This is a genomic window from Geodermatophilaceae bacterium NBWT11 (assembly GCA_014218215.1).
In the GTDB taxonomy this organism is placed as follows: Bacteria; Actinomycetota; Actinomycetes; order Mycobacteriales; family Geodermatophilaceae; genus Klenkia.
In genome coordinates, this window is sequence record CP043652.1 from 3,003,818 (window position 1) to 3,022,744 (window position 18,927).

Annotated in this window: 20 protein-coding genes; 14 read left to right on the forward strand and 6 right to left on the reverse strand. The window is 73.7% G+C overall.

Going from position 1 to position 18,927, the window contains the following annotated elements:
• Positions 1-22 precede the first annotated feature (22 nt).
• Complete coding sequence (locus F1C76_14410) at positions 23-1,288, forward strand: DUF2252 domain-containing protein (protein ID QNG39257.1); 1,266 nt, start codon at positions 23-25, stop codon at positions 1,286-1,288.
• On the opposite strand, the gene F1C76_14415 is transcribed toward F1C76_14410, so the two are convergent.
• Genes F1C76_14415 through F1C76_14425 form a run of 3 tightly spaced genes read right to left on the reverse strand, consistent with a single transcriptional unit; the run spans position 1,281 to position 5,205 of the window.
• A complete protein-coding gene (locus F1C76_14415) occupies positions 1,281-1,730 on the reverse strand; it encodes a GNAT family N-acetyltransferase (GenBank protein QNG37617.1) in 450 nt (149 codons plus the stop codon). The genes F1C76_14410 and F1C76_14415 overlap by 8 nt on opposite strands.
• Positions 1,727-3,721, reverse strand: coding sequence for a hypothetical protein (locus F1C76_14420; GenBank protein ID QNG37618.1), 1,995 nt, complete (start codon positions 3,719-3,721; stop codon positions 1,727-1,729). Before F1C76_14420 ends, F1C76_14415 begins: the two co-directional genes overlap by 4 nt.
• Positions 3,722-3,723: 2 nt before the next feature.
• Positions 3,724-5,205: a magnesium chelatase gene (locus F1C76_14425; protein ID QNG37619.1), complete on the reverse strand. Its 1,482-nt coding sequence runs from the start codon at positions 5,203-5,205 to the stop codon at positions 3,724-3,726.
• 42 nt (positions 5,206-5,247) lie between these two features.
• On the opposite strand from F1C76_14425, the gene F1C76_14430 reads away from it, so the two are divergent.
• The 4 genes from F1C76_14430 to F1C76_14445 all read left to right on the forward strand — a co-directional run bounded on the left by F1C76_14430 (position 5,248) and on the right by F1C76_14445 (position 10,508).
• On the forward strand, positions 5,248-6,471 hold the full coding sequence (locus F1C76_14430; protein QNG37620.1) for a threonine ammonia-lyase: 1,224 nt from the start codon (positions 5,248-5,250) through the stop codon (positions 6,469-6,471).
• A gap of 131 nt (positions 6,472-6,602) precedes the next feature.
• A complete protein-coding gene (locus F1C76_14435; protein QNG37621.1) occupies positions 6,603-7,598 on the forward strand; it encodes an ATP-binding cassette domain-containing protein in 996 nt (331 codons plus the stop codon).
• On the forward strand, positions 7,595-8,401 hold the full coding sequence (locus F1C76_14440) for an ABC transporter permease (protein ID QNG37622.1): 807 nt from the start codon (positions 7,595-7,597) through the stop codon (positions 8,399-8,401). Before F1C76_14435 ends, F1C76_14440 begins: the two co-directional genes overlap by 4 nt.
• 31 nt (positions 8,402-8,432) lie before the next feature.
• Entirely contained in the window at positions 8,433-10,508 is a 2,076-nt protein-coding gene (locus tag F1C76_14445) for a M3 family metallopeptidase (protein QNG37623.1), read from the forward strand.
• A 34-nt stretch (positions 10,509-10,542) separates the two neighbouring features.
• On the opposite strand, the gene F1C76_14450 is transcribed toward F1C76_14445, so the two are convergent.
• Both F1C76_14450 and greA read right to left on the reverse strand, forming a co-directional pair.
• Positions 10,543-10,875: an RNHCP domain-containing protein gene (locus F1C76_14450; GenBank protein ID QNG37624.1), complete on the reverse strand. Its 333-nt coding sequence runs from the start codon at positions 10,873-10,875 to the stop codon at positions 10,543-10,545.
• Positions 10,876-10,880: 5 nt separating this feature from the next.
• Entirely contained in the window at positions 10,881-11,387 is a 507-nt protein-coding gene (greA, locus tag F1C76_14455) for a transcription elongation factor GreA (protein ID QNG37625.1), read from the reverse strand.
• 182 nt (positions 11,388-11,569) lie between these two features.
• Between greA and mca the strand changes: the two genes are divergently transcribed.
• The 8 genes from mca (at position 11,570) to F1C76_14495 (ending at position 17,191) form a co-directional block, all read left to right on the forward strand.
• A complete protein-coding gene (gene mca / locus F1C76_14460) occupies positions 11,570-12,457 on the forward strand; it encodes a mycothiol conjugate amidase Mca (protein QNG37626.1) in 888 nt (295 codons plus the stop codon).
• The gene (locus F1C76_14465) at positions 12,454-12,777 is read left to right on the forward strand and encodes a hypothetical protein (protein QNG37627.1); all 324 of its coding nucleotides are present in this window, start codon (positions 12,454-12,456) and stop codon (positions 12,775-12,777) included. Before mca ends, F1C76_14465 begins: the two co-directional genes overlap by 4 nt.
• Positions 12,778-12,811: 34 nt before the next feature.
• Entirely contained in the window at positions 12,812-13,348 is a 537-nt protein-coding gene (locus F1C76_14470; protein ID QNG37628.1) for a hypothetical protein, read from the forward strand.
• A 108-nt stretch (positions 13,349-13,456) separates the two neighbouring features.
• Positions 13,457-14,023 carry a hypothetical protein gene (locus F1C76_14475; protein ID QNG37629.1) on the forward strand — a complete coding sequence of 189 codons (567 nt, stop codon included), beginning with the start codon at positions 13,457-13,459 and terminating at the stop codon, positions 14,021-14,023.
• 47 nt (positions 14,024-14,070) lie between these two features.
• Positions 14,071-14,592 carry a hypothetical protein gene (locus tag F1C76_14480; GenBank protein QNG39258.1) on the forward strand — a complete coding sequence of 174 codons (522 nt, stop codon included), beginning with the start codon at positions 14,071-14,073 and terminating at the stop codon, positions 14,590-14,592.
• A 29-nt stretch (positions 14,593-14,621) separates the two neighbouring features.
• The gene (locus F1C76_14485) at positions 14,622-15,878 is read left to right on the forward strand and encodes a geranylgeranyl reductase family protein (protein ID QNG37630.1); all 1,257 of its coding nucleotides are present in this window, start codon (positions 14,622-14,624) and stop codon (positions 15,876-15,878) included.
• A gap of 60 nt (positions 15,879-15,938) precedes the next feature.
• Complete coding sequence (locus tag F1C76_14490) at positions 15,939-16,268, forward strand: PadR family transcriptional regulator (GenBank protein ID QNG37631.1); 330 nt, start codon at positions 15,939-15,941, stop codon at positions 16,266-16,268.
• Positions 16,265-17,191 carry a hypothetical protein gene (locus tag F1C76_14495; protein ID QNG37632.1) on the forward strand — a complete coding sequence of 309 codons (927 nt, stop codon included), beginning with the start codon at positions 16,265-16,267 and terminating at the stop codon, positions 17,189-17,191. Before F1C76_14490 ends, F1C76_14495 begins: the two co-directional genes overlap by 4 nt.
• Here the strand turns inward: F1C76_14495 and F1C76_14500 are convergent.
• Entirely contained in the window at positions 17,188-18,018 is an 831-nt protein-coding gene (locus F1C76_14500; GenBank protein ID QNG37633.1) for a hemolysin III family protein, read from the reverse strand. The genes F1C76_14495 and F1C76_14500 overlap by 4 nt on opposite strands.
• A gap of 116 nt (positions 18,019-18,134) precedes the next feature.
• Here F1C76_14500 and F1C76_14505 point away from each other — a divergent pair, with 116 nt between their 5' ends.
• Complete coding sequence (locus F1C76_14505; protein ID QNG37634.1) at positions 18,135-18,914, forward strand: isoprenyl transferase; 780 nt, start codon at positions 18,135-18,137, stop codon at positions 18,912-18,914.
• Positions 18,915-18,927: the final 13 nt, after the last annotated feature.

Genomic DNA, 18,927 nt, shown 5'->3' on the forward strand with positions numbered 1-18,927 from the left:
CGTCGAGGCGTTCTCCGACCTGATGGCCAGCGACGCCGACGCCTTCCGGACCAAGTTCCGCAAGATGGCCGCCGACCCGTTCGCCTTCTACCGCGGGTCGGCCTGTCTGTTCTACGCCGACCTGGCAGACGCCGAGGACCGGTGGAGTGACGAGCAGACGTCGCGGACGTGGATCCACGGTGACCTGCACGCCGCGAACTTCGGCAGCTACATGGACGGCTCGGGTCGCATCGTCTTCGACGTCAACGACTTCGACGAGGCCTACCTCGGTCACCTGTCCTGGGACCTGCGGCGCTTCTGCGCCAGCTTCGCGCTGCTCGCCTGGCGCAAGGCGCTGTCCGACGACGCCATCAGCGCTCTGCTGCGGGTGTACCTGGAGGCCTACCTCGACCAGGTGCGGCTGTTCGCCCGGACCGCGGACGACCGTGAGTTCACCCTCGACCGGCACAACACCAGCGGCGCGGTGCTGGACCTGGTGCTCGCCACGGCCGAGCAGACCCGCATCTCGCTGCTGGAGCGGCTGACCGTCGTCGAGGACCACCAGCGCCGCTTCGCCGACATGCCCCGGCACCGCCGGCTCGAGGACGACGAGCGTGCCGAGGTGCTGGCCGCGGTCGCCGCCTACCGGGAGACGGTGCCGCAGTCCAAGCGCCGCCGGGAGGTCGCCTACGACGTCAAGGACCTCGTGGGCACCGGCGGGTTCGGCATCGGCAGCGCCGGCCTGCCCGCCTACACGGTGCTGCTGGAGGGCTACGACCAGGCGCTGGAGAACGACGTCGTGCTGTCGCTGAAGCAGGCCGCCCGGGCCGCGCCGAGCCGGATCGTCACCGACCCCGAGGTGCGGGCGCTGTTCCAGCACGAGGGTGAGCGCACGGTCTCGGCCCAGCGGGCCATGCAGTCCCACGCGTCGCCGTTCCTGGGCCACACCGTCATCCGCGGCGTCGGCTTCCTGGTCTCCGAGCTCTCGCCCTACGAGGAGGACCTGGACTGGGAGGAGCTCACCGAGCCCGACGAGATCGCCCCGGTGGTGGCCCAGCTCGGGCGGGCCACCGCCAAGATCCACTGCATCGGGGACGCCGACGCCGACCACGAGGCCGTCGACGTCCAGGTCGAGGAGGCGGTGCTCGCGATGGTGGGCGACCGGCAGGAGGAGCTGATCGCCGACCTCACCGCCTTCGCCCACGGCTACGCGGCGCAGGCGCGGGCCGACCACCGGTCCTTCGTCGACGCCTTCCGCGCCGGGGAGATCCCCGGGATCAGCTCCAGCGGGGACCACCCGCTCAGCTGACCGGCAGGCCCACCACCATCCCGTGGTGCGGACCCACCAGCGGGACGTCGAACACGTCGGTGACGACGACGAAGCCCAGCCGCTCGTAGAAGCCGACCGCGGCGGCCCGGGCGTCGCACCACACCAGGTCCGCACCGGCGGCGGTGAGCCGGGCGAGGGCGTCGGTGACCAGGGCCCGCCCGGCCCCGGTGCCCCGCACGGCCGGGTCGGTGGCCATCGCCCGCAGCTGCCAGGGCCGCTCGGCCGTCCGCCACGCACAGGCCTGCGGGTGCAGCCGGAGGACGCCGACCACCTCACCGGACGGCAGCCGGGCGGCCAGGTGCAGCGTCGCCGGGTCGTCGTCCCCGGCGATCTCCACCGGGCGGCCCTGGCGCAGCAGGGTCGCCCGCAGGGGGTGCGTCGCCGCGGCCCCGACCTGCTCGACGACGACCGGTGCGCTCACCGCGCCCGCCGCCCCCTCCGGGCCCGGAGGTAGTCCGAGACCACGTACTCACCGAGACGTTCGCTGTCGGGCAGGAACACCCGGCCGCCGGCCCGCTGGGCGATGTCCTCGACGAAGTGCACCAGCGAGGGCTCGGGGTCCAGGGCGAACACGTTCATCGTGGCGCCGGACCGTGCCACCCGCTCCACCTCCGCGACGGTCTTGGCGATCGTCATCGGCATCGGCGGCCAGCAGAAGAACGGCGTCCCGTCGGCCTCCAGGTGCGCAGTCGGTTCGCCGTCGGTGACCACCAGGACGACCGGTTCGGCGTCGTGGTGCCGGGCCAGGAAGCGGCGGGCCAGCATCAGACCGTGCTGCAGGTTGGTGCCCTGCAGGGTGTCCACGGACAGCTCGGCCAGCGCCTCGGGCCGGAGCACCTGCGCGGTGGAGGAGAACCCGATGATCTCGATCGCGTCCTGGGGGAAGCGGGTGGTGACCAGCGAGTGCAGGGCCATCGCGGTGGACTTGGCCGCGCCCCACGTGCCGCGCAGCGCCATCGAGTAGGACAGGTCGACCAGCAGCGCGACCGCGGCCCCGGTGCGGCGCTCGGTCTCCACCACCTCGAAGTCCTCGACCGCGATCTGCACCGCCCGCTGGTCCTCGGCACGCGGCGTGCCGGCCGAGCGCAGCACCGCGTTGCGGACGGTCTTGACCACGTCGAGGGGCTGCTCGTCGCCGAACCGCCACTCCCGGGAGGCCCCGGTCAGCTCGCCGGTGGCCCCGGCGTCGGCGACGTCGTGGTCGCCCCGGCCGGTGGCGTCGAGCTGGGCGAACACCCGCCGCAGCGCCGTCGCGCCCAGTCGCCGGACCGCCTTGGGGGAGAGCTCGAGCTTCCCCTCGGTGCGGCTGAGGTGCCCCTGGCGCTCCAGCTCGCGCTCCATCTGGCGCAACGCAGCCAGGTCGTCGACCGCGGGACGGCCGAGGGCCTGCTCCAGCAGCTCCTCGTCGACGTCGGCCAGGCTGGCCCCGGCGTACCCCTGGGAGAGCTGGTTGTTCAGCGCCTCCAGGTCGGCGAGCTCGGCCACGGCCGTCGTGGCGTCGCCCATGCCCAGGCCCTGCTCGCCGTCGGGCACCTGCCCACGCTGGCCCCACGGCAGGTCGGGTCGGGCCTGGCGGAGGGCGTCGTTGAGGTGCGCCATCTCGCTGGCCAGGCCCATGTCCTGCATGGCCTGGCCCATCAGGTCCGACAGCTCGGCCCGTTGCTCGGGCGACAGCCCGGCCATCATCCGTTCCTGCGCGGCGGCCCGGCGGGCCAGGGAGTCGACCAGCTCGTCCACGGTCTGCGGGTCGTCGGGGAAGAACTGTCCGTGCTTGCCCATGAACTCGGCGAACTGCTGGTCGGTGTCCTCGCCGCGGTTGTGCGCGTCGAGCAGCGCGGACAGGTCGGCGACCATGTCCTTGACCGCCTGCGTGCCGTCCTCGCCGGCGGCGTTCATCTGCTGCAGGGCGGACTTCATGTGCTGGAACTGGCTGTCCAGCACCTCCTTCTGCAGCAGGTCCTGGATCTCCTGGTAGGCCGCACGGGCCTCCTCGGAGCGCCACTGCTTGTCCTTCAGCGCCCGGACGGCGCCGGCGGTGTCCTCGGGCAGCGCGTCCAGCTCGGCCTCGGCCAGCCGGGCGGCGTCGTCCGGGTCGGGGAACAGCTCGCGCCGCTCGGCCTCCAGTGCGCGGTCCAGCAGCTGGCGGACCTCCTCGAGCGTGCCGTCCATCCGGCCGGCCTTTCGGGCCTGCTTCAGCCGGTCGCGCACCGACCGGCGCAGGTCGTCGAGCCCCTGCCGGCCGTCCATGCCCCGGCGCAGCAGGTCGCGCAGCGCCTCGCGCACGCTGCTGCCGGCCAACACCTGGTCGCCGATCTCGTCGACGGCACTGCCCAGGTCGTAGGGCGGGGCCAGCGGGTCGGGCCCGCCGCGCCACCGCCCGTACCGGGCCCTGCCGTGTCGTCCGCGGGGCACGGTCAGGCCCCGTAGACCGTGCGGTTGCCGTCGGTGTCCTTGGCCAACCGGCGGGTCAACCACAGACCCTCCAGGGCGAACTCCACGGCGGCAGCGGCCTGTTCGGCGGACTCCTCGCCCTCGGGCACCCCGACCCGGCCGAGCAGCTGGGCCAGGTTGGGGACGGTGCCCACCTGGCCCATCAGCTCGGGTGCGGACACCAGGTCGCCGGACTCCACGACCTCGCCGCCGGTGAAGTGCTCCTGCAGCCCGGTGAGGTCCAGCCCGCCGCAGCGGGCCCGGAAGGTCTGCGCGGTGGCCTGCCGCAGCAGGTGCTCCAGCACCTCCAGCTCCCGCTCGTCCTCGGGGTCGGAGCTGGCGTCGGCGAACTCGACCTTGCCGCGGCTGGCCGGCACCACGCTGGGCAGGTCGACCACCCGGGCGACCGGGCGGGTCTCCCCGGCCACGGCGGCCCGACGGACGGCGGAGGCCGCGATGGTCTCCAGGCCGGCGATGGCGAACCGGGCGCTGACGCCCGAGCGCTGGTCGACGTGGCTGGACTCGCGGACCAAGCGGGTGAAGCGGGCCATGATCTCGACCAGGTGCTCGGGCACGACCGGGGCGTCCAGCCCCGCGCCGCCCAGGCCCCAGGAGGTGTTCGCCTCCTGGTGCAGCAGCCGGACCTCGTCGGCGAGCTCGATCGGGTAGTGCGTGCGGACCTCGGCACCGAACCGGTCCTTGAGCGGGGTGATGATCCGCCCGCGGTTGGTGTAGTCCTCCGGGTTGGCCGAGGCGACCAGCAGCAGGTCCAGCGGCAGCCGGACCCGGTAGCCGCGGATCTGGATGTCGCGCTCCTCGAGCACGTTGAGCAGGGCCACCTGGATGCGCTCGGCGAGGTCGGGCAGCTCGTTGATGCTGAAGATCCCGCGGTTGGTGCGGGGGACCAGGCCGTAGTGCACGGTCTCCGGGTCGCCCAGGGTGCGGCCCTCGGCGACCTTGATCGGGTCGACGTCGCCGATCAGGTCGCCGACGCTCGTGTCGGGGGTGGCCAGCTTCTCCCCGAAGCGGTCGCTGCGGTGCAGCCAGCCGACCGGGGTGGCGTCGCCGTGCTCGGCGACCTGGCGCAGGCCCCACACGCTGACCGGGGCCAGCGGGTGCTCGTTGAGCTCGCTGCCGACCAGCACGGGGGTCCACTCGTCGAGCAGGCCCACCAGGGTCCGGATGAGGCGGGTCTTGCCCTGGCCCCGCTCGCCGAGCAGGACCAGGTCGTGGCCGGCGATGAGGGCCCGCTCGACCTCGGGCACGACGGTGTCCTCGAACCCGACGATGCCGGGGAGGGAGGGCTCGCCGGCGGCGAGCCGGGCGAGCAGGTTGGCGCGGATCTCGGCCTTGACGCCGACGGGGGTGGCTCCGCTGTCGCGGAGCTCGCCCAGGGTGGTGGGAGCAGGGGCGTTCTGCAGTGCGGCGTCCGTCACCTCGTCCACGGTACGACGGGGGTGTGACATCCGGGAGGCGTCGGCCGGAGCACTGCCTGTCAGGATCGGGGTGTGACCGAACCCGCGGTACCCCTCGTCTCCGGCGCCGACGTCGAGTCCGCCGCCCGGCTGCTGGCCGGGGTCGTGCGGCGCACCCCGCTGGAGCACTCCCGGGCGCTGGCCGAGCGGGTCGGGGGCCCGGTCTGGCTCAAGTGCGAGAACCTGCAGCGCACCGGCTCGTTCAAGATCCGCGGCGCCTACACCCGGATCGCGCGGCTCACCGACGCCGAACGGGCCCGGGGCGTGGTGGCCGCCAGCGCCGGCAACCACGCGCAGGGGGTCGCCCTGGCCGCCCGCGAGCTGGGCGCCGAGGCCACCGTCTTCATGCCCGAGACGGCCCCGCTGCCCAAGCTGGCCGCCACCCGGGGGTACGGCGCCGCCGTGCACCAGCTGGGCGACTCGCTGACCGAGCCGCTGGTGGCCGCCCGGGCCTTCGCCGAGGAGACCGGCTCGGTGTTCATCCACCCGTTCGACCACCCCGACGTGATCGCCGGTCAGGGCACCGTCGGGCTGGAGATCGTGGAGCAGTGCCCCGAGGTGGCCACCGTCGTGGTCTGCACCGGCGGCGGGGGACTGGTGTCGGGCATCGCCGCGGCCGTGAAGGCAGCCCGTCCCGACGTCCGGGTGGTGGCGGTGCAGGCGGCGGCCGCGGCGGCGTTCCCGGCCTCGCTGGCCGCCGGGGTGCCGGTGCCGCTGACGGCGATGACCACCATGGCCGACGGGATCGCCGTCGCGGCCCCGGGCGACCTGACGCTCGCGCACGTCGCGGGGCTGGTCGACGAGGTCCGCACGGTGACCGAGGCGCAGCTGTCGCGGGCGCTGCTGTTCTGCCTGGAGCGGGCCAAGCTCGTCGTCGAGCCCGCCGGCGTGGCGGCGGTGGCCGCCGTGCTCGCCGACCCCGGGGCGTTCCGGGCGCCGGTGGTGGCGGTGGTGTCCGGCGGCAACATCGACCCGGTGCTGATGCTCAAGGTCGTCCAGCACGGCATGGCCGCCGCCCAGCGGTACCTCTCGCTGCGGGTCCGGGTGCCCGACCGGCCGGGCTCGCTGGCCGCGCTGCTGCGCGAGCTGGCGGCGGTGTCGGCCAACGTGCTGTCGGTGGAGCACGAGCGGACGACGGCGCAGCTGGACCTGGGGGACGTGGAGATCGCGGTGGTCCTGGAGACCCGGGGTCCCGACCACGCCCAGGAGGTCGTGGCCGCCCTCGGGCGGGCCGGCTACACCGTCGCGGGCGGCTGAGCGCCCCGGCACCGATGAGTCTGCCGGGTCCGGCGGGTCTCCACCCCGAGAGCACCCCGTACGGGGGTGCCCGAGCGTGAGGACGTCGTCGTGCACCCGTTCTGTCGGTACCCCGTCCTACGGTGCACAGCATGAGCACAGCCACCGGTGGCAACGCCGTCGTCGTCGAGGGCCTGGTCAAGCGGTTCGGTGACTTCACCGCCCTCGACGGGGTCGACCTCACCGTCCCGGAGGGCAGCGTGCTGGGCCTGCTCGGCCCCAACGGCGCGGGCAAGACCACCGTGGTGCGCATCCTGTCCACGCTGCTGCAGGCCGACGCCGGCCGGGCCACCGTCGCGGGGCTCGACGTGGCCACGCAGGCCGCCCAGGTGCGCGGGGTGATCGGTCTGACCGGGCAGTACGCCGCGGTCGACGAGTACCTCACCGGCGAGGAGAACCTGGAGATGGTGGGGCGGCTCTACCGGCTGGGCAAGAAGGAGGCCCGGTCCCGGGCGACCGCCCTGCTGGACCGCTTCGACCTGTCCGAGGCCGCGCGCCGCCCGGCCAAGACCTACTCCGGGGGCATGCGGCGCCGGCTGGACATCGCCGCCAGCCTCATCGCCCGGCCCCGGGTGCTCTTCCTCGACGAGCCCACCACCGGGTTGGACCCGCGCAGCCGGCTGGGCATGTGGGAGTTCATCGCCGACCTGGTCAGCGACGGGACGACCATCCTGCTCACCACCCAGTACCTCGAGGAGGCCGACCGCCTCGCCGACGCGATGGTGGTCATCGACCGGGGCAGGGTCATCGCCCGCGGCACCGCCGACGAGCTCAAGGCCCAGGTGGGTGGCGAGCGGCTGGAGCTGACCGCCGGTTCGGTCGAGGGCCTGGCCCGGGCCGCCGAGCTGCTGCGGCCGCTGGCCCTGGAGGAACCACGGCAGGACACCCAGACCCGCCGGCTCACCCTCCCGGTCACCGGGGGCGCCGCGACCCTGGCCGACGCGTTGCGCCGGCTGGAGGGCAGCGGGGTGGAGGTGCTCGACGTCGGCCTGCGCCGGCCCGACCTCGACGACGTCTTCCTCACCCTCACCGGCCGTTCCGCCGAGGACGCCGAGCCCGGCACCGAGAAGCAGGAGACCCCCCGATGAGCTCCCTGTCGCACACCGTCTCCGACAGCCTGGTCATCACCCGCCGCAACCTCATCAAGGTCAAGCGGGTGCCCGACCTGATCGTGTTCGCGACGTTGTCGCCGATCATGTTCGTGCTGCTGTTCCGCTACGTCTTCGGTGGCGCGATCAACCTGCCCGACGGCATCACCTACGCCGAGTTCCTGCTGCCCGGGATCTTCGCCCAGACCGTGGTCTTCGGGTCCACGACCACCGGGGCGAGCATCGCCGAGGACCTGCAGAAGGGGCTCATCGACCGGTTCCGGTCGCTGCCGATGTCCCGCGCGGCGGTGCTCATCGGGCGCACGGTGGCCGACCTGGGGCTCAACGCCATCTCGATCGTGGTCATGGCGCTCACCGGGCTCGTGGTGGGCTGGCGGATCACCAGCTCGGTGCCCGAAGCCATCGGCGGGTTCCTGCTGCTCCTGCTCTTCGCCTTCGCGGTCAGCTGGATGATGGCGCTGGTCGGGCTGCTGGTGCGCACCCCCGAGGTGGTCAACAACGCCAGCTTCATCGTGATCTTCCCGCTGACGTTCGTGGCCAACACGTTCGTCCCGCTGGAGAGCTTCCCGTCGGTGCTGCGCACCTTCGCCGAGTGGAACCCGGTCTCCTCGGTGGTGCAGGCCGCGCGCGAGCTCTTCGGCAACCAGCCCGCCAGCGCTCCCGTGCCCGACGCCTGGGCGCTGCAGAACCCGGTGCTCTACACAATCATCTGGGCCGCGGTGATCCTCGCGGTGTTCGTCCCGCTGGCCGTGCGGGCCTACCTGAAGACGTCCACCCGGTGAGCGCCGGCGGGGCCGACGATGATGGGCGGCGATGACTGACCAGCCGACCTCCGCCCTGTCCGTGGACAACCCGCTCGCGCAGCCCTCGACGCTGCCGCACGGGCTCCCGCCCTTCGCCGACCTGACCCTGGAGCACTGCCGCGAGGCGCTGCTGGCCGGGATGGCCGAGCAGCGCGCCGAGGTGCGAGCGATCACCGCCCGCGAGGGGGAGCCGACGTTCGAGGACACCGTGGTCGCCCTGGAGCGGTCCGGTGCGCTGCTCGACAGGGCCCGGGCGGTCTTCTACGCCCTGGCGTCCTCGAACTCCTCCGACCGGTTGCGGGAGATCGAGCGGGAGATCGCCCCGCTGGCCGCTGCGCACTCCGACGCCCTGCGGCTGGACCCGGCGTTGTTCGCCCGGATCGACGCGGTGCACCGTGCGGTGGCCGCGGGCGGGCACGACCTGGACGCCGAGTCCGTCCGGCTCGTGGAGCGCTACCACCTGGACTTCGTGCTCGCCGGCGCGCAGCTGGACGGGACCGGCCGCGACGAGCTGCGGGCGCTGAACCTGCGCCTGTCGGAGCTGTCCACCACGTTCGGGCAGAACCTGGTGGTCGCCACCGAGGCCGCGGCCGTGCTCGTCGAGGACGCCGGTCAGCTGGCCGGCCTCAGCGACGCCGAGATCGAGGCCGCTGCGGTGGCGGCCGCCGAGCGTGGCCGGGAGGGCTTCCTGCTCACCCTGGTGCTGCCCAGCGGCCAGCCGGCGATGGCCAAGCTGCGTGACCGGGAGCTGCGCCGCCGGCTGCACGAGGCGTCCATCGGGCGGGCGTCCTCCGGGGAGCACGACAACGGCCCGGTCGCCGCCGAGATCGCCCACCTGCGGGCACTGCGGGCCCGGTTGCTGGGCTTCCCCACCCACGCCGACCTGATCGCCGCCGACCAGACCGCGAAGACCTCGGCCGCCGTCGACGAGCTGCTCGGCACGCTGGTGCCCCCGGCCGTGGCCAACGCCCGGGCCGAGGGGGAGGTGCTGGCCGAGCTGGCCGCCGCCGACGGGGTCGAGCTCGCCGCCTGGGACTGGGCCTTCTACTCCGAGCGGGTCCGGGCCGAGCGGTACGCGGTGGACAGTGCGGCACTGCGGCCGTGGTTCGAGCTGGACCGGGTGCTCGTCGACGGCGTCTTCCACGCCGCCCGGCTGCTCTACGGGTACTCCTTCACCCTCCGACCGGACCTGCTGGCCTACCACCCCGACGTCCGGGTCTGGGAGGTCACCGATGCCGCGGGGGAGGAGGTCGGGCTGTACCTGGGCGACTTCTTCGCCCGCGACGGCAAGCGCGGCGGGGCCTGGATGAGCTCCTTCGTCAGCCAGTCGACGCTGCTGGACACCACCCCGGTGGTCTTCAACGTCCTCAACGTCACCCGGGCCGCCGCCGGTCAGCCGACGCTGCTGACCCTCGACGAGGTCACCACGCTCTTCCACGAGTTCGGCCACACCCTGCACGGGCTCAGCTCGGCGGTCACCTACCCGCGCTTCAGCGGGACCAGCGTGCCGCGGGACTTCGTGGAGTTCCCCAGCCAGGTCAACGAGATGTGGGCGCTGTGGCCCGAGGTCCTCGACCACTACGCCCGGCACACCCGGACCGACGAGCCGCTGGGCCGCGAGGTGCTCACCGCGATCGAGGCGGCGTCCTTGTGGGGCGAGGGGCAGGGCACGCTGGAGTACCTGGCGGCGACGCTGCTCGACCAGGCCTGGCACCGGATCGGCCCCGACACCGTGGTCGAGGACCCGCAGGCGTTCGAGACCGCTGCGCTCGAGGCCGCCGGGGTGGCCTCGGACCTGGTGCCCCCGCGCTACCGCACCACGTACTTCCAGCACGTGTTCGCCGGCGGCTACTCGGCCGGGTACTACTCCTACATCTGGTCCGAGGTGCTCGACGCGGACACCGTGGAGTGGTTCAAGGCCAACGGCGGGCTCACCCGGGCCAACGGCGACGCGTTCCGCACCAAGCTGCTGGCCCGGGGCGGTTCGGTCGACCCGCTCGGCGCCTTCCGGGACGTCGTCGGCCGGGACGCCGACACCGGTCCGCTGCTGCGCCGCCGCGGTCTGGACGGGGCGGCACAGGTCTGACCCGCCCTGGATCCGGGTCGCCCGACCGGGCGGCTCAGATCCAGGGCAGGGACAGCACCAGGTCCAGGTCGTCGGGCGAGGCACCGTCCCGGACGAGCCGGTTGGGCTGGTGGTGGCCGCAGGCCGTGCACCGGTGCACCACCTGCCAGCCCTTCCCCGACTTCTCCACCAGCCCGATCGGCTCCATCAGCTGCCGGCACTCCGACGCCCGGTCGCCCGGCAGGTCGTCGACGTGCAGCGACCACAGGCAGAACGGGCAGTGGTTGCGGTAGTGGCCGTCGGTGTTGGCCGGGACCAGCACCGCGCAGTGCCCGCACACGAAGTCGGTGTTCTCCGCCCGGCGTGACCGGGCCCGGGGAGGTGCCACCGGGCTCAGGGGACGAAGGGCTCGACGGCCAGCACCTTCACGGTGATGTCCTTGCCGTTGGGCGCCTGGTAGGTGACCGTCGCGCCCGGGGAGGCACCGAGGATGGCCGAGCCCAGGGCGGACTCCGGCGAGTAGACCGAGACCCCGGTGGTCCCGGCGATCTCCCGGGAGCCCAGCAGGAACTTCTCGGTGTCGTCCTCGTCGCCGTCGAAGGCGATGGTGATGACGGTGCCCACCGCGGCGTCGGTCGCGGTCGTCGGCGGCTCGCCGACCCGGGCCTTGCGCAGCAGGTCGGTCAGCTGGCGGATCCGGCCCTCCTGCTTGCCCTGCTCGTCCTTGGCGGCGTGGTAGCCGCCGTTCTCCTTGAGGTCGCCCTCCTCGCGGCGGGCGTTGATCTCGGCGGCCATCGCGGTGCGTCCGGCGATGAGCCCGTCGAGTTCGCCCTTGAGCCGGTCGTGGGCCTCCTGGGTCAGCCAGACGCCCTGGTCCTGCTCGTCAGTCGTGGACACGATGAGACGGCTCCTGTAACTCGAAGAGCCGCCCCCCGATCAGGGAGCGGCCGCGTGATCGGCCAACCTAACACCGGGGACGCCGGTCCCGCACGCACGGCGCCCCGTTGCGAGACCGGTCGGGCTCCGAGGGGGTGTGGGCGGGGTCGCCGTCGTCCGCCCGCGGCTGGTGGGACCATGGGGACGTGACGGACCCGGACCAGCTGCGCCTGCTCGCGGTGCACGCCCACCCTGACGACGAGTCCAGCAAGGGCGCGGCCACCATGGCCAAGTACGTGGCCGAGGGCGTCGACGTCCTCGTCGCCACCTGTACCGGTGGTGAGCGCGGCTCGGTGCTGAACCCCGCCATGGACCGCCCCGAGGTCTGGGAGCGGCTCCCGCAGATCCGCTCCGAGGAGATGGCCGCGGCCCGCGAGGTCCTCGGCGTCGGCCAGGAGTGGCTGGGGTTCGTGGACTCCGGGCTGCCCGAGGGCGACCCGCTCCCGCCCCTGCCCGAGGGCTGCTTCGCCCTGGTGCCCGTCGAGGAGGCCGCCGCCCCCCTGGTCGCGCTGATCCGCCGGTTCAAGCCGCAGGTGGTCACCACCTACGACGAGCGCGGCGGCTACCCGCACCCCGACCACATCAAGACCCACGAGATCTCGGTGCTGGCCTTCGAGGCCGCCGGTGACCCCGACCGCTACCCCGAGCTGGGTGAGCCGTGGCAGCCGAGCAAGCTCTACTACCACATGAGCTTCACCTTCCCCCGGACGACGGCGCTGCACGAGGCGCTGCTGGCCGCCGGTCTGGAGTCCCCCTACGGCGAGATGCTGGAGAAGTGGGACCCGGCCAAGGACATCTCGCACCGGGTGACCACCAAGGTGCCGTGCGGTGAGTACTTCGAGCAGCGCGACCGTGCGCTGATCGCGCACGCCACCCAGATCGACCCGACCGGGCGCTGGTTCTCCACCCCGATGGAGCTGCAGCGCGCCACGTGGCCCACCGAGGACTACGAGCTGGCCCGCTCCCTGGTCGACAGCCCCACCCCCGAGGACGACCTGTTCGCCGGGATCCGCAGCGAGGTGGGGGTCCGATGACCGGCGCGATGCTGGTGCTGGCGGCGAACGAGCAGCTGCCCGAGGACGTCGGCAAGTCCGGCCCGTTCGGCCTGCTGCTGGTGGTCGTGCTGCTGGTCGCGATCCTGCTGCTGGGCCGCTCCATGGGCAAGCACCTGAAGAAGCTGCCGCGCAGCTTCGACCCCGAGGACGCCCCGGTCGTCGTCCCGGACGACGCCTCGGAGCTCTTCGAGCAGCGCCGCCCGGGCGAGGAGCTGCTGGAGACCCTGCGTCGTCAGCCGCTGGCCATCGAGCCGCCGCGCGCCGAGGACCCCGACGAGGGACCCCGCACCACCTCCTGAGGCAGTCCGGCACGCGGTGTCCGATGATCTCGGCGTGGCACAGCCGGAGCACAGCAGCAGCCCCCGCGACGACGACCGGCCCCCGGGCTTCGGTCGGGCTGGCACCCGGGTGCTGGAGTTCGCCGAGAACGTGGTCTACGCGGGGATCGCGTTGTTCCTCGTCGTCATCGCGCTGGTGCTGCTCGCCCTGGCCGGGAAGACCACGTACTCGCTGCTGAGCGACTTCTCGCAGACGCCGGTGCTCGAGCTCCTCGACGTCCTGCTGCTGGTGTTCATCGTGGTCGAGCTGCTGTTCGCCGTCCGGACGACGGTGGAGAAGCGCGAGCTGATCGCCGAGCCGTTCCTGCTGGTCGGGATCATCGCCTCGATCAAGGAGATCGTGGTGCTCAGCGTCGAGGCGGCGTCCGTGGTCGGCAAGGACGGGTTCGCCGACCGGATGGTGGTCATCGGCGTCCTCGGGGTGCTCGTCCTGCTGCTGGGCATCACCAGCCTGTTGCTGCGGCGCAAGGAGCGGGAGCCCGACGAGGGGCAGAACGCCCCCGCCGACCCGGAGACCGCCGACGCCGGCTGACCCTCACGCCGAGCTGCAGACGCCGGTTCGCCCAGAGCGCAAGAAGGGCGCTTCTCGTCGGGTGATTACAGGATTACGGTGATGCACATCGTGACCTGAGGAGGCACCGTGTTCCCCCACCACCGTTCCGCGAGAGGCCCCGGCCGCGGCCGGGGCGCCGACACCGCCCCACCCGTGGACCGCACCGAGGTCGCCGGCTGGTTCGCCGGCCGACTGCCCGACGACTGGTTCACCGGCCCGGTCGAGCTGCAGGTCGATCGGGACGAGATCACCGTGGTGGGCGCCGTCCCCACCCCCGACGCCGGGGAGGGCGACCCGGCTGCCGCGCAGGCCGGCCGGATCGCCCGCTTCCGCGAGCAGACCCGCGAGCAGCGGATGGCGATCGCCGACGCCGCGCAGGCCCGGTACGGCCGGTCGGTTGCGTGGGGGGCCAGCTGCGGGGACGCCCGGGAGCTGTTCACCACGCTCTCGGTCCCGGTGATGACCCGGCTGCGCCAGCCCGAGCGGCAGGTGCTCGACACCCTGGTCGACGCCGGGGTCGCCCGCTCCCGCTCCGAGGCGCTGGCCTGGTCGGTGCGGCTGGTCGGTGAGCACACCGAGGAGTGGCTGACCGAGCTCCGCCGCGCCATGGAGAGCGTCGAGGAGGTCCGCGGCCGCGGTCCCGCGGTGGGCTGAGCACCCGCAGGGGTGCCAGGGTGGTCGCCGTGAGCGACCCCCTGGCACTGCTGCGTCGGGCCTACGGCGACCTCGGCGGACTGCTCGCGGAGCTGACGCCCGACCAGGCGTGGACGCCGACCGGCTGTCGGGGGTGGGCCGTGCTCGACCTGGTGCAGCACCTCCTCCACGACGCCCGGCGCGGCCTCGTCGCGCTGTGCACGCCCGCCACCGGGCCGGCGGACACCGACGCCGTGGAGTACTGGCGGGCCTGGCAGCCCGAGCCCGGGGACGGCGGGGTGTGGCGCACCCAGGGCCACGTGCTCCCCGTCGCCGACCTGCTGTCCAGCCTCGTGGTCGAGACCGCCGTCCACCACCTGGACGCCGTGGCCCACCTCGACCGGCCCGGCCCCGCCGACGGCCCGCTGGCCGAGGTCCGCCGCGTGCTGGTGGGCCTGCGCGGCGGAGTCCTGCCGGAGCGCTGGGACGACCGGACGGCGGCGCTGCGGGGGACCGGCCGGGCCCCGCTCACCGACGCCGACCGGGCCGACCTCGGTGCCGCTGCCGGGCGGTTCCCGCTGTTCGGCTGAACCGCCTGCACACCAGGGACACTGGGGTGGTGACGACCCCCGAGAGCACCGACGTCCTGGTGGTGGGCGCCGGTCCGGCCGGCTCCGCCGCCGCGGCCTGGGCCGCCCGCGCCGGACACGACGTGGTGCTGGCCGACGCCGCGGTGTTCCCCCGCGACAAGACCTGCGGTGATGGACTGACCCCCCGGGCCATCGCCGAGCTCGACCACCTCGGACTCGGGGACTGGGTGCGCTCGCACGGCACCAACAAGGGCCTGCGCGCGGCGGGCTTCGGCCAGGAGCTGCTGCTGCCGTGGCCCGGGGGAGCGCTGCCCGACCACGGGGGCGCCGTCCCGCGCACCGAGCTGGACGCCCGGATCCGGCAGGTCGCCCTCGACGACGGGGCCCTCGGTGTCGAGGACGCCCGTGCCGTCGACGTGCACCGGGACGGCGACCGGGTCACCGCGGTGGACTTCACCCGCGGCGACGGCTCGATGAGCACCGTGCGCTGCCGCCGGCTCGTCGTCGCCGACGGGGTCCGCTCCCCGCTGGGCCGGCTGCTCGGCCGCGAGTGGCACCGGGAGACCGCCTACGGCGTCGCCGCCCGCGGCTACGTGACCAGCGGCCGCAGCGACGACCCGTGGATCTCCAGCCACCTGGAGCTGCGCGGCACCCAGGGCGAGCTGCTGTCCGGGTACGGCTGGGTCTTCCCGCTGTCCTCGGGCGAGGTGAACATCGGCGTCGGCACGCTGGCCACGGCCAAGCGCCCGGCCGGGGTGCAGCTCAAGCCGCTGCTGGACTTCTACGCCGAGCAGCGTCGTGCGGAGTGGCAGCTGTCCGGCGACGTACGGGCCAAGGCCTCGGCGCTGCTGCCGATGGGGGGCGCCGTCTCCGGGGTGGCCGGGCGCAACTGGGCGCTGATCGGGGACGCCGCGGGGTGCGTGAACCCGCTCAACGGCGAGGGGATCGACTACGGCATGGAGACCGGTCGCACCCTGGCCGGGCTGCTCGACGAGGACGACTGGACGCTGGCCTGGCCGGCGACCCTGCGCCGGCACTACGGGGAGGCGTTCAGCATCGCCCGCCGGCTCGCCGGGCTGCTGACCGTGCCGCGGCTGCTGCCGGCGGCCGGCCCGGTGGGCATGCGCTCGCGAGCGCTGATGACCGTAGCGCTGCGGGTCATGGGCAACCTGGTCACCGAGTCCGACCGCGACGTCACCGCCCGGGCCTGGCGGCTGGCCGGCCGGCTCAGCGTGCGGCTGGACGAGCGCCCGCCGTTCCCGGCTGCGGACCTGCGCGCCGCCTGACCCGACGCGCCGGTGTTCTCCGTCCCGGGGTAGTGCGCAGTGCGCGGTACTGTCCCGCCCGTGGACACCACGCAACTGCTCAAGGGGGTGCTCGACCTCGCCGTGCTCGCCGTGCTGGACGGTGCGGACGGGTACGGCTACGACGTCGTCCGTCGGCTGCGTGCCGGCGGTCTGGAGGACGTCGGTGACGCCTCGGTCTACGGGACGCTGCGCCGGCTGTACGCCGCCGGGCACCTGACGTCCTACGTCGTCCCCTCGGTGGAGGGCCCGCACCGCAAGTACTACGGCCTCAACGCCTCCGGGCGGGCCCAGCTGGAGACCTCGACCAAGACCTGGTCGGGGTTCGCGGACACGATGGCGGCGCTGCTCGCCGGGCAGGTGGCGGCATGACGACAGCCCAGCAGACCGACCCCGAGGTCGCGGCCTACGCCCGGCAGGTCCGCGAGGCCCTCGCCGACGTCCCGCCGGCCCGGGTGGAGGAGCTGCTCGAGGACCTGGAGGAGCACCTCGTCGAGGTCGCCTCGGAGACCCCGGGCCCGCTGACCGACCGGCTGGGACCGGCGGCGGAGTACGCGGCCGAGCTGCGCCGCGCCGCCGGCCTGCCCGAGGGCCCGACCCCGGAGACCGCCGTGCTCGACGGCTGGCGCTGGGACCTGCAGCGGTACCGGGCCCGCTGGGCCGACCACCCGGCCGTCGTCCAGGCCCGGGGTTTCCTGCCCGAGCTCCGTCCGGCCTGGTGGGTCCTGCGCGGGTGGGCGGCCGTGGCGGCCGTCGGGGTCGTCTTCCTGGGGGCCGGGGTCTCCCTGCTGCCCACCCTGGGTGTCGGCGTCCTCGGCTGGCTCATCACGGGGGCGGCCGTGGTCCTCTCCGTGCGGCAGGGCCTGCGCGACCGGGTCGCGGCCCGCCCGCTGAGCCACCGGGCGGCCGCGGTGAACCTGGTGCTGGCGGTCTGCACGCTGATCGCCCTGGTCGGGCTGGTCTCGCGGTCGGCCGAGGCCGCCTACCCCGAGCCCGCGTCCTACGACTCGGGTCCGAGCACGCTGGTCCACGAGGACGGCACGCCGATCACCAACATCGTCCCGTACGGCTCCGACGGCGAACCGCTCACCGGGGTGCTGCTCTACGACCAGGACGGTCGGCCGATCGAGGACCTCAGCACCTACGACGACCAGGGCCAGGAGATCGCCCCGCTCGAGGAGGTCGCGCCCCAGCCGGGCAACGCCTTCCCGCAGCAGCAGGGCGTGGTCGTCTACGACGAGTACGGCAACCGGTCGGTGGAGCCGGTCCTGCCGCCGGGGGTCGTCGGTCCCTAGACGAAGGGGGAGTTGTAGATGGCGAACCACACGGCGATGTAGTGGCAGGCGGCCGCCACGATCGTCATGGCGTGGAACACCTCGTGGTAGCCGAAGGTGCCCGGCCACGGGTTGGGCTTCTTGATCGCGTAGGCCACCGCGCCGATCGTGTACAGCACGCCGCCGGCGGCCAGCAGCACCATCGCGGTCACGCCGGCCAGGGCGAGGATGTCGGTGAGCACGAACACTGCGACCCAGCCCAGCGCCACGTAGATGGGCACGCCGAGCCAGCGGGGTGCGGTGGGCCAAGCCAGCTTGAGGGCCACGCCGCCCAGGGCCCCGGTCCAGACGACGCCGAGGATCCACCAGTTGGTCGGGGCGTTCACCGCGAGGGCGGCGAACGGGGTGTACGTGCCGGCGATGAAGATGAAGATCATCGAGTGGTCGAGCCGCTTCATCAGCTTCCACCCGCGCGGTGACCAGCGGCGGCGGTGGTAGGCGGCGCTGATCCCGAACAGCCCGAGGATGGTCAGGCAGTAGAGGCTGACCGGGAGCCCGGCCCGGGGGCCGCCGTGCGACCAGGCCATCGGGATGAGCACGGCGCCGGCCACGACGGAACCGAAGGCCGCGAACAGGTGCAGCCAGCCCCGGGCCCGCGGGCGGGTGTCGGGGTGGTCGTAGTCGTCGTCGGCGTAGTCGGCGTCGACCCACTCGCCGGGCTGCCGGACCGACTGGACCTGCTCGCCCTCGGCCAGCACGGTGGCCACGCCCTCGCGGGCAGGTGCGGTGAGCTCGGCCCCGTCCGAGGTCACCAGGACGGCCTCGGTGGGATCGTGCGGTGCGCTCATGGGCCGAGGTTACGGTCGCGCGCGCGGGCGTGGCACCCCGTTGCGCTGTGAGGTCGCCCAGGCTCGGACCCCGGTGCCCTGCCGCTGCGCGGTGCGGAGTCCTAGGGTGGCTCTCCGTGGGGGCGCGCGAGCAGGTGCGGACGGGCCTGACGGCTCTCTACGAGCGTCGGCTGGTCCGTCGGCTGGACCGCGCCGCCGTGCCGCACCACGTCGGGGTGATCGTCGACGGGAACCGGCGCTGGGCCAAGGCGATCGGCCTCGAGGACGTCAACGACGGCCACCGCCGGGGCGCGGACAAGATCGCGGACTTCCTCGGCTGGTGCGACGAGACCGGCGTCGGCGTGGTGACCCTGTTCCTGCTGTCCACCGACAACCTCACCCGCCCGGAGCCCGAGCTCACCCCGCTGCTGCGGATCATCGAGGGGGTCGCCACCGACCTGGCCGGCCCCGGCCGCCGGTGGCAGCTGAACGCGGTCGGCGCGCTGGGCCTGCTGCCCGGGGAGACCACCACGGTGCTCAAGCAGGCCGAGGAGGACAGCCGCGGCCGCACCGGCGCGACGGTGAACCTGGCCGTCGGCTACGGGGGACGACGGGAGATCGCCGACGCGGTCCGCTCCCTGCTGGCCGAGCACTCCGCGCGGGGGACGACGCTGGACGAGCTGGTCGGCAGCCTCGACGTCGAGCACATCGCCGAGCACCTCTACACCCGCGGCCAGCCCGACCCGGACCTGGTGATCCGCACCAGCGGTGAGCAGCGGTTGAGCGGCTTCCTGCTCTGGCAGACCGCGCACTCGGAGTTCTACTTCACGGACGTCTACTGGCCGGAGTTCCGCCGGGTGGACTTCCTGCGGGCGCTGCGTGACTACGCGGCCCGGCAGCGCCGCTTCGGCGGCTGACCGCACGGGTGTG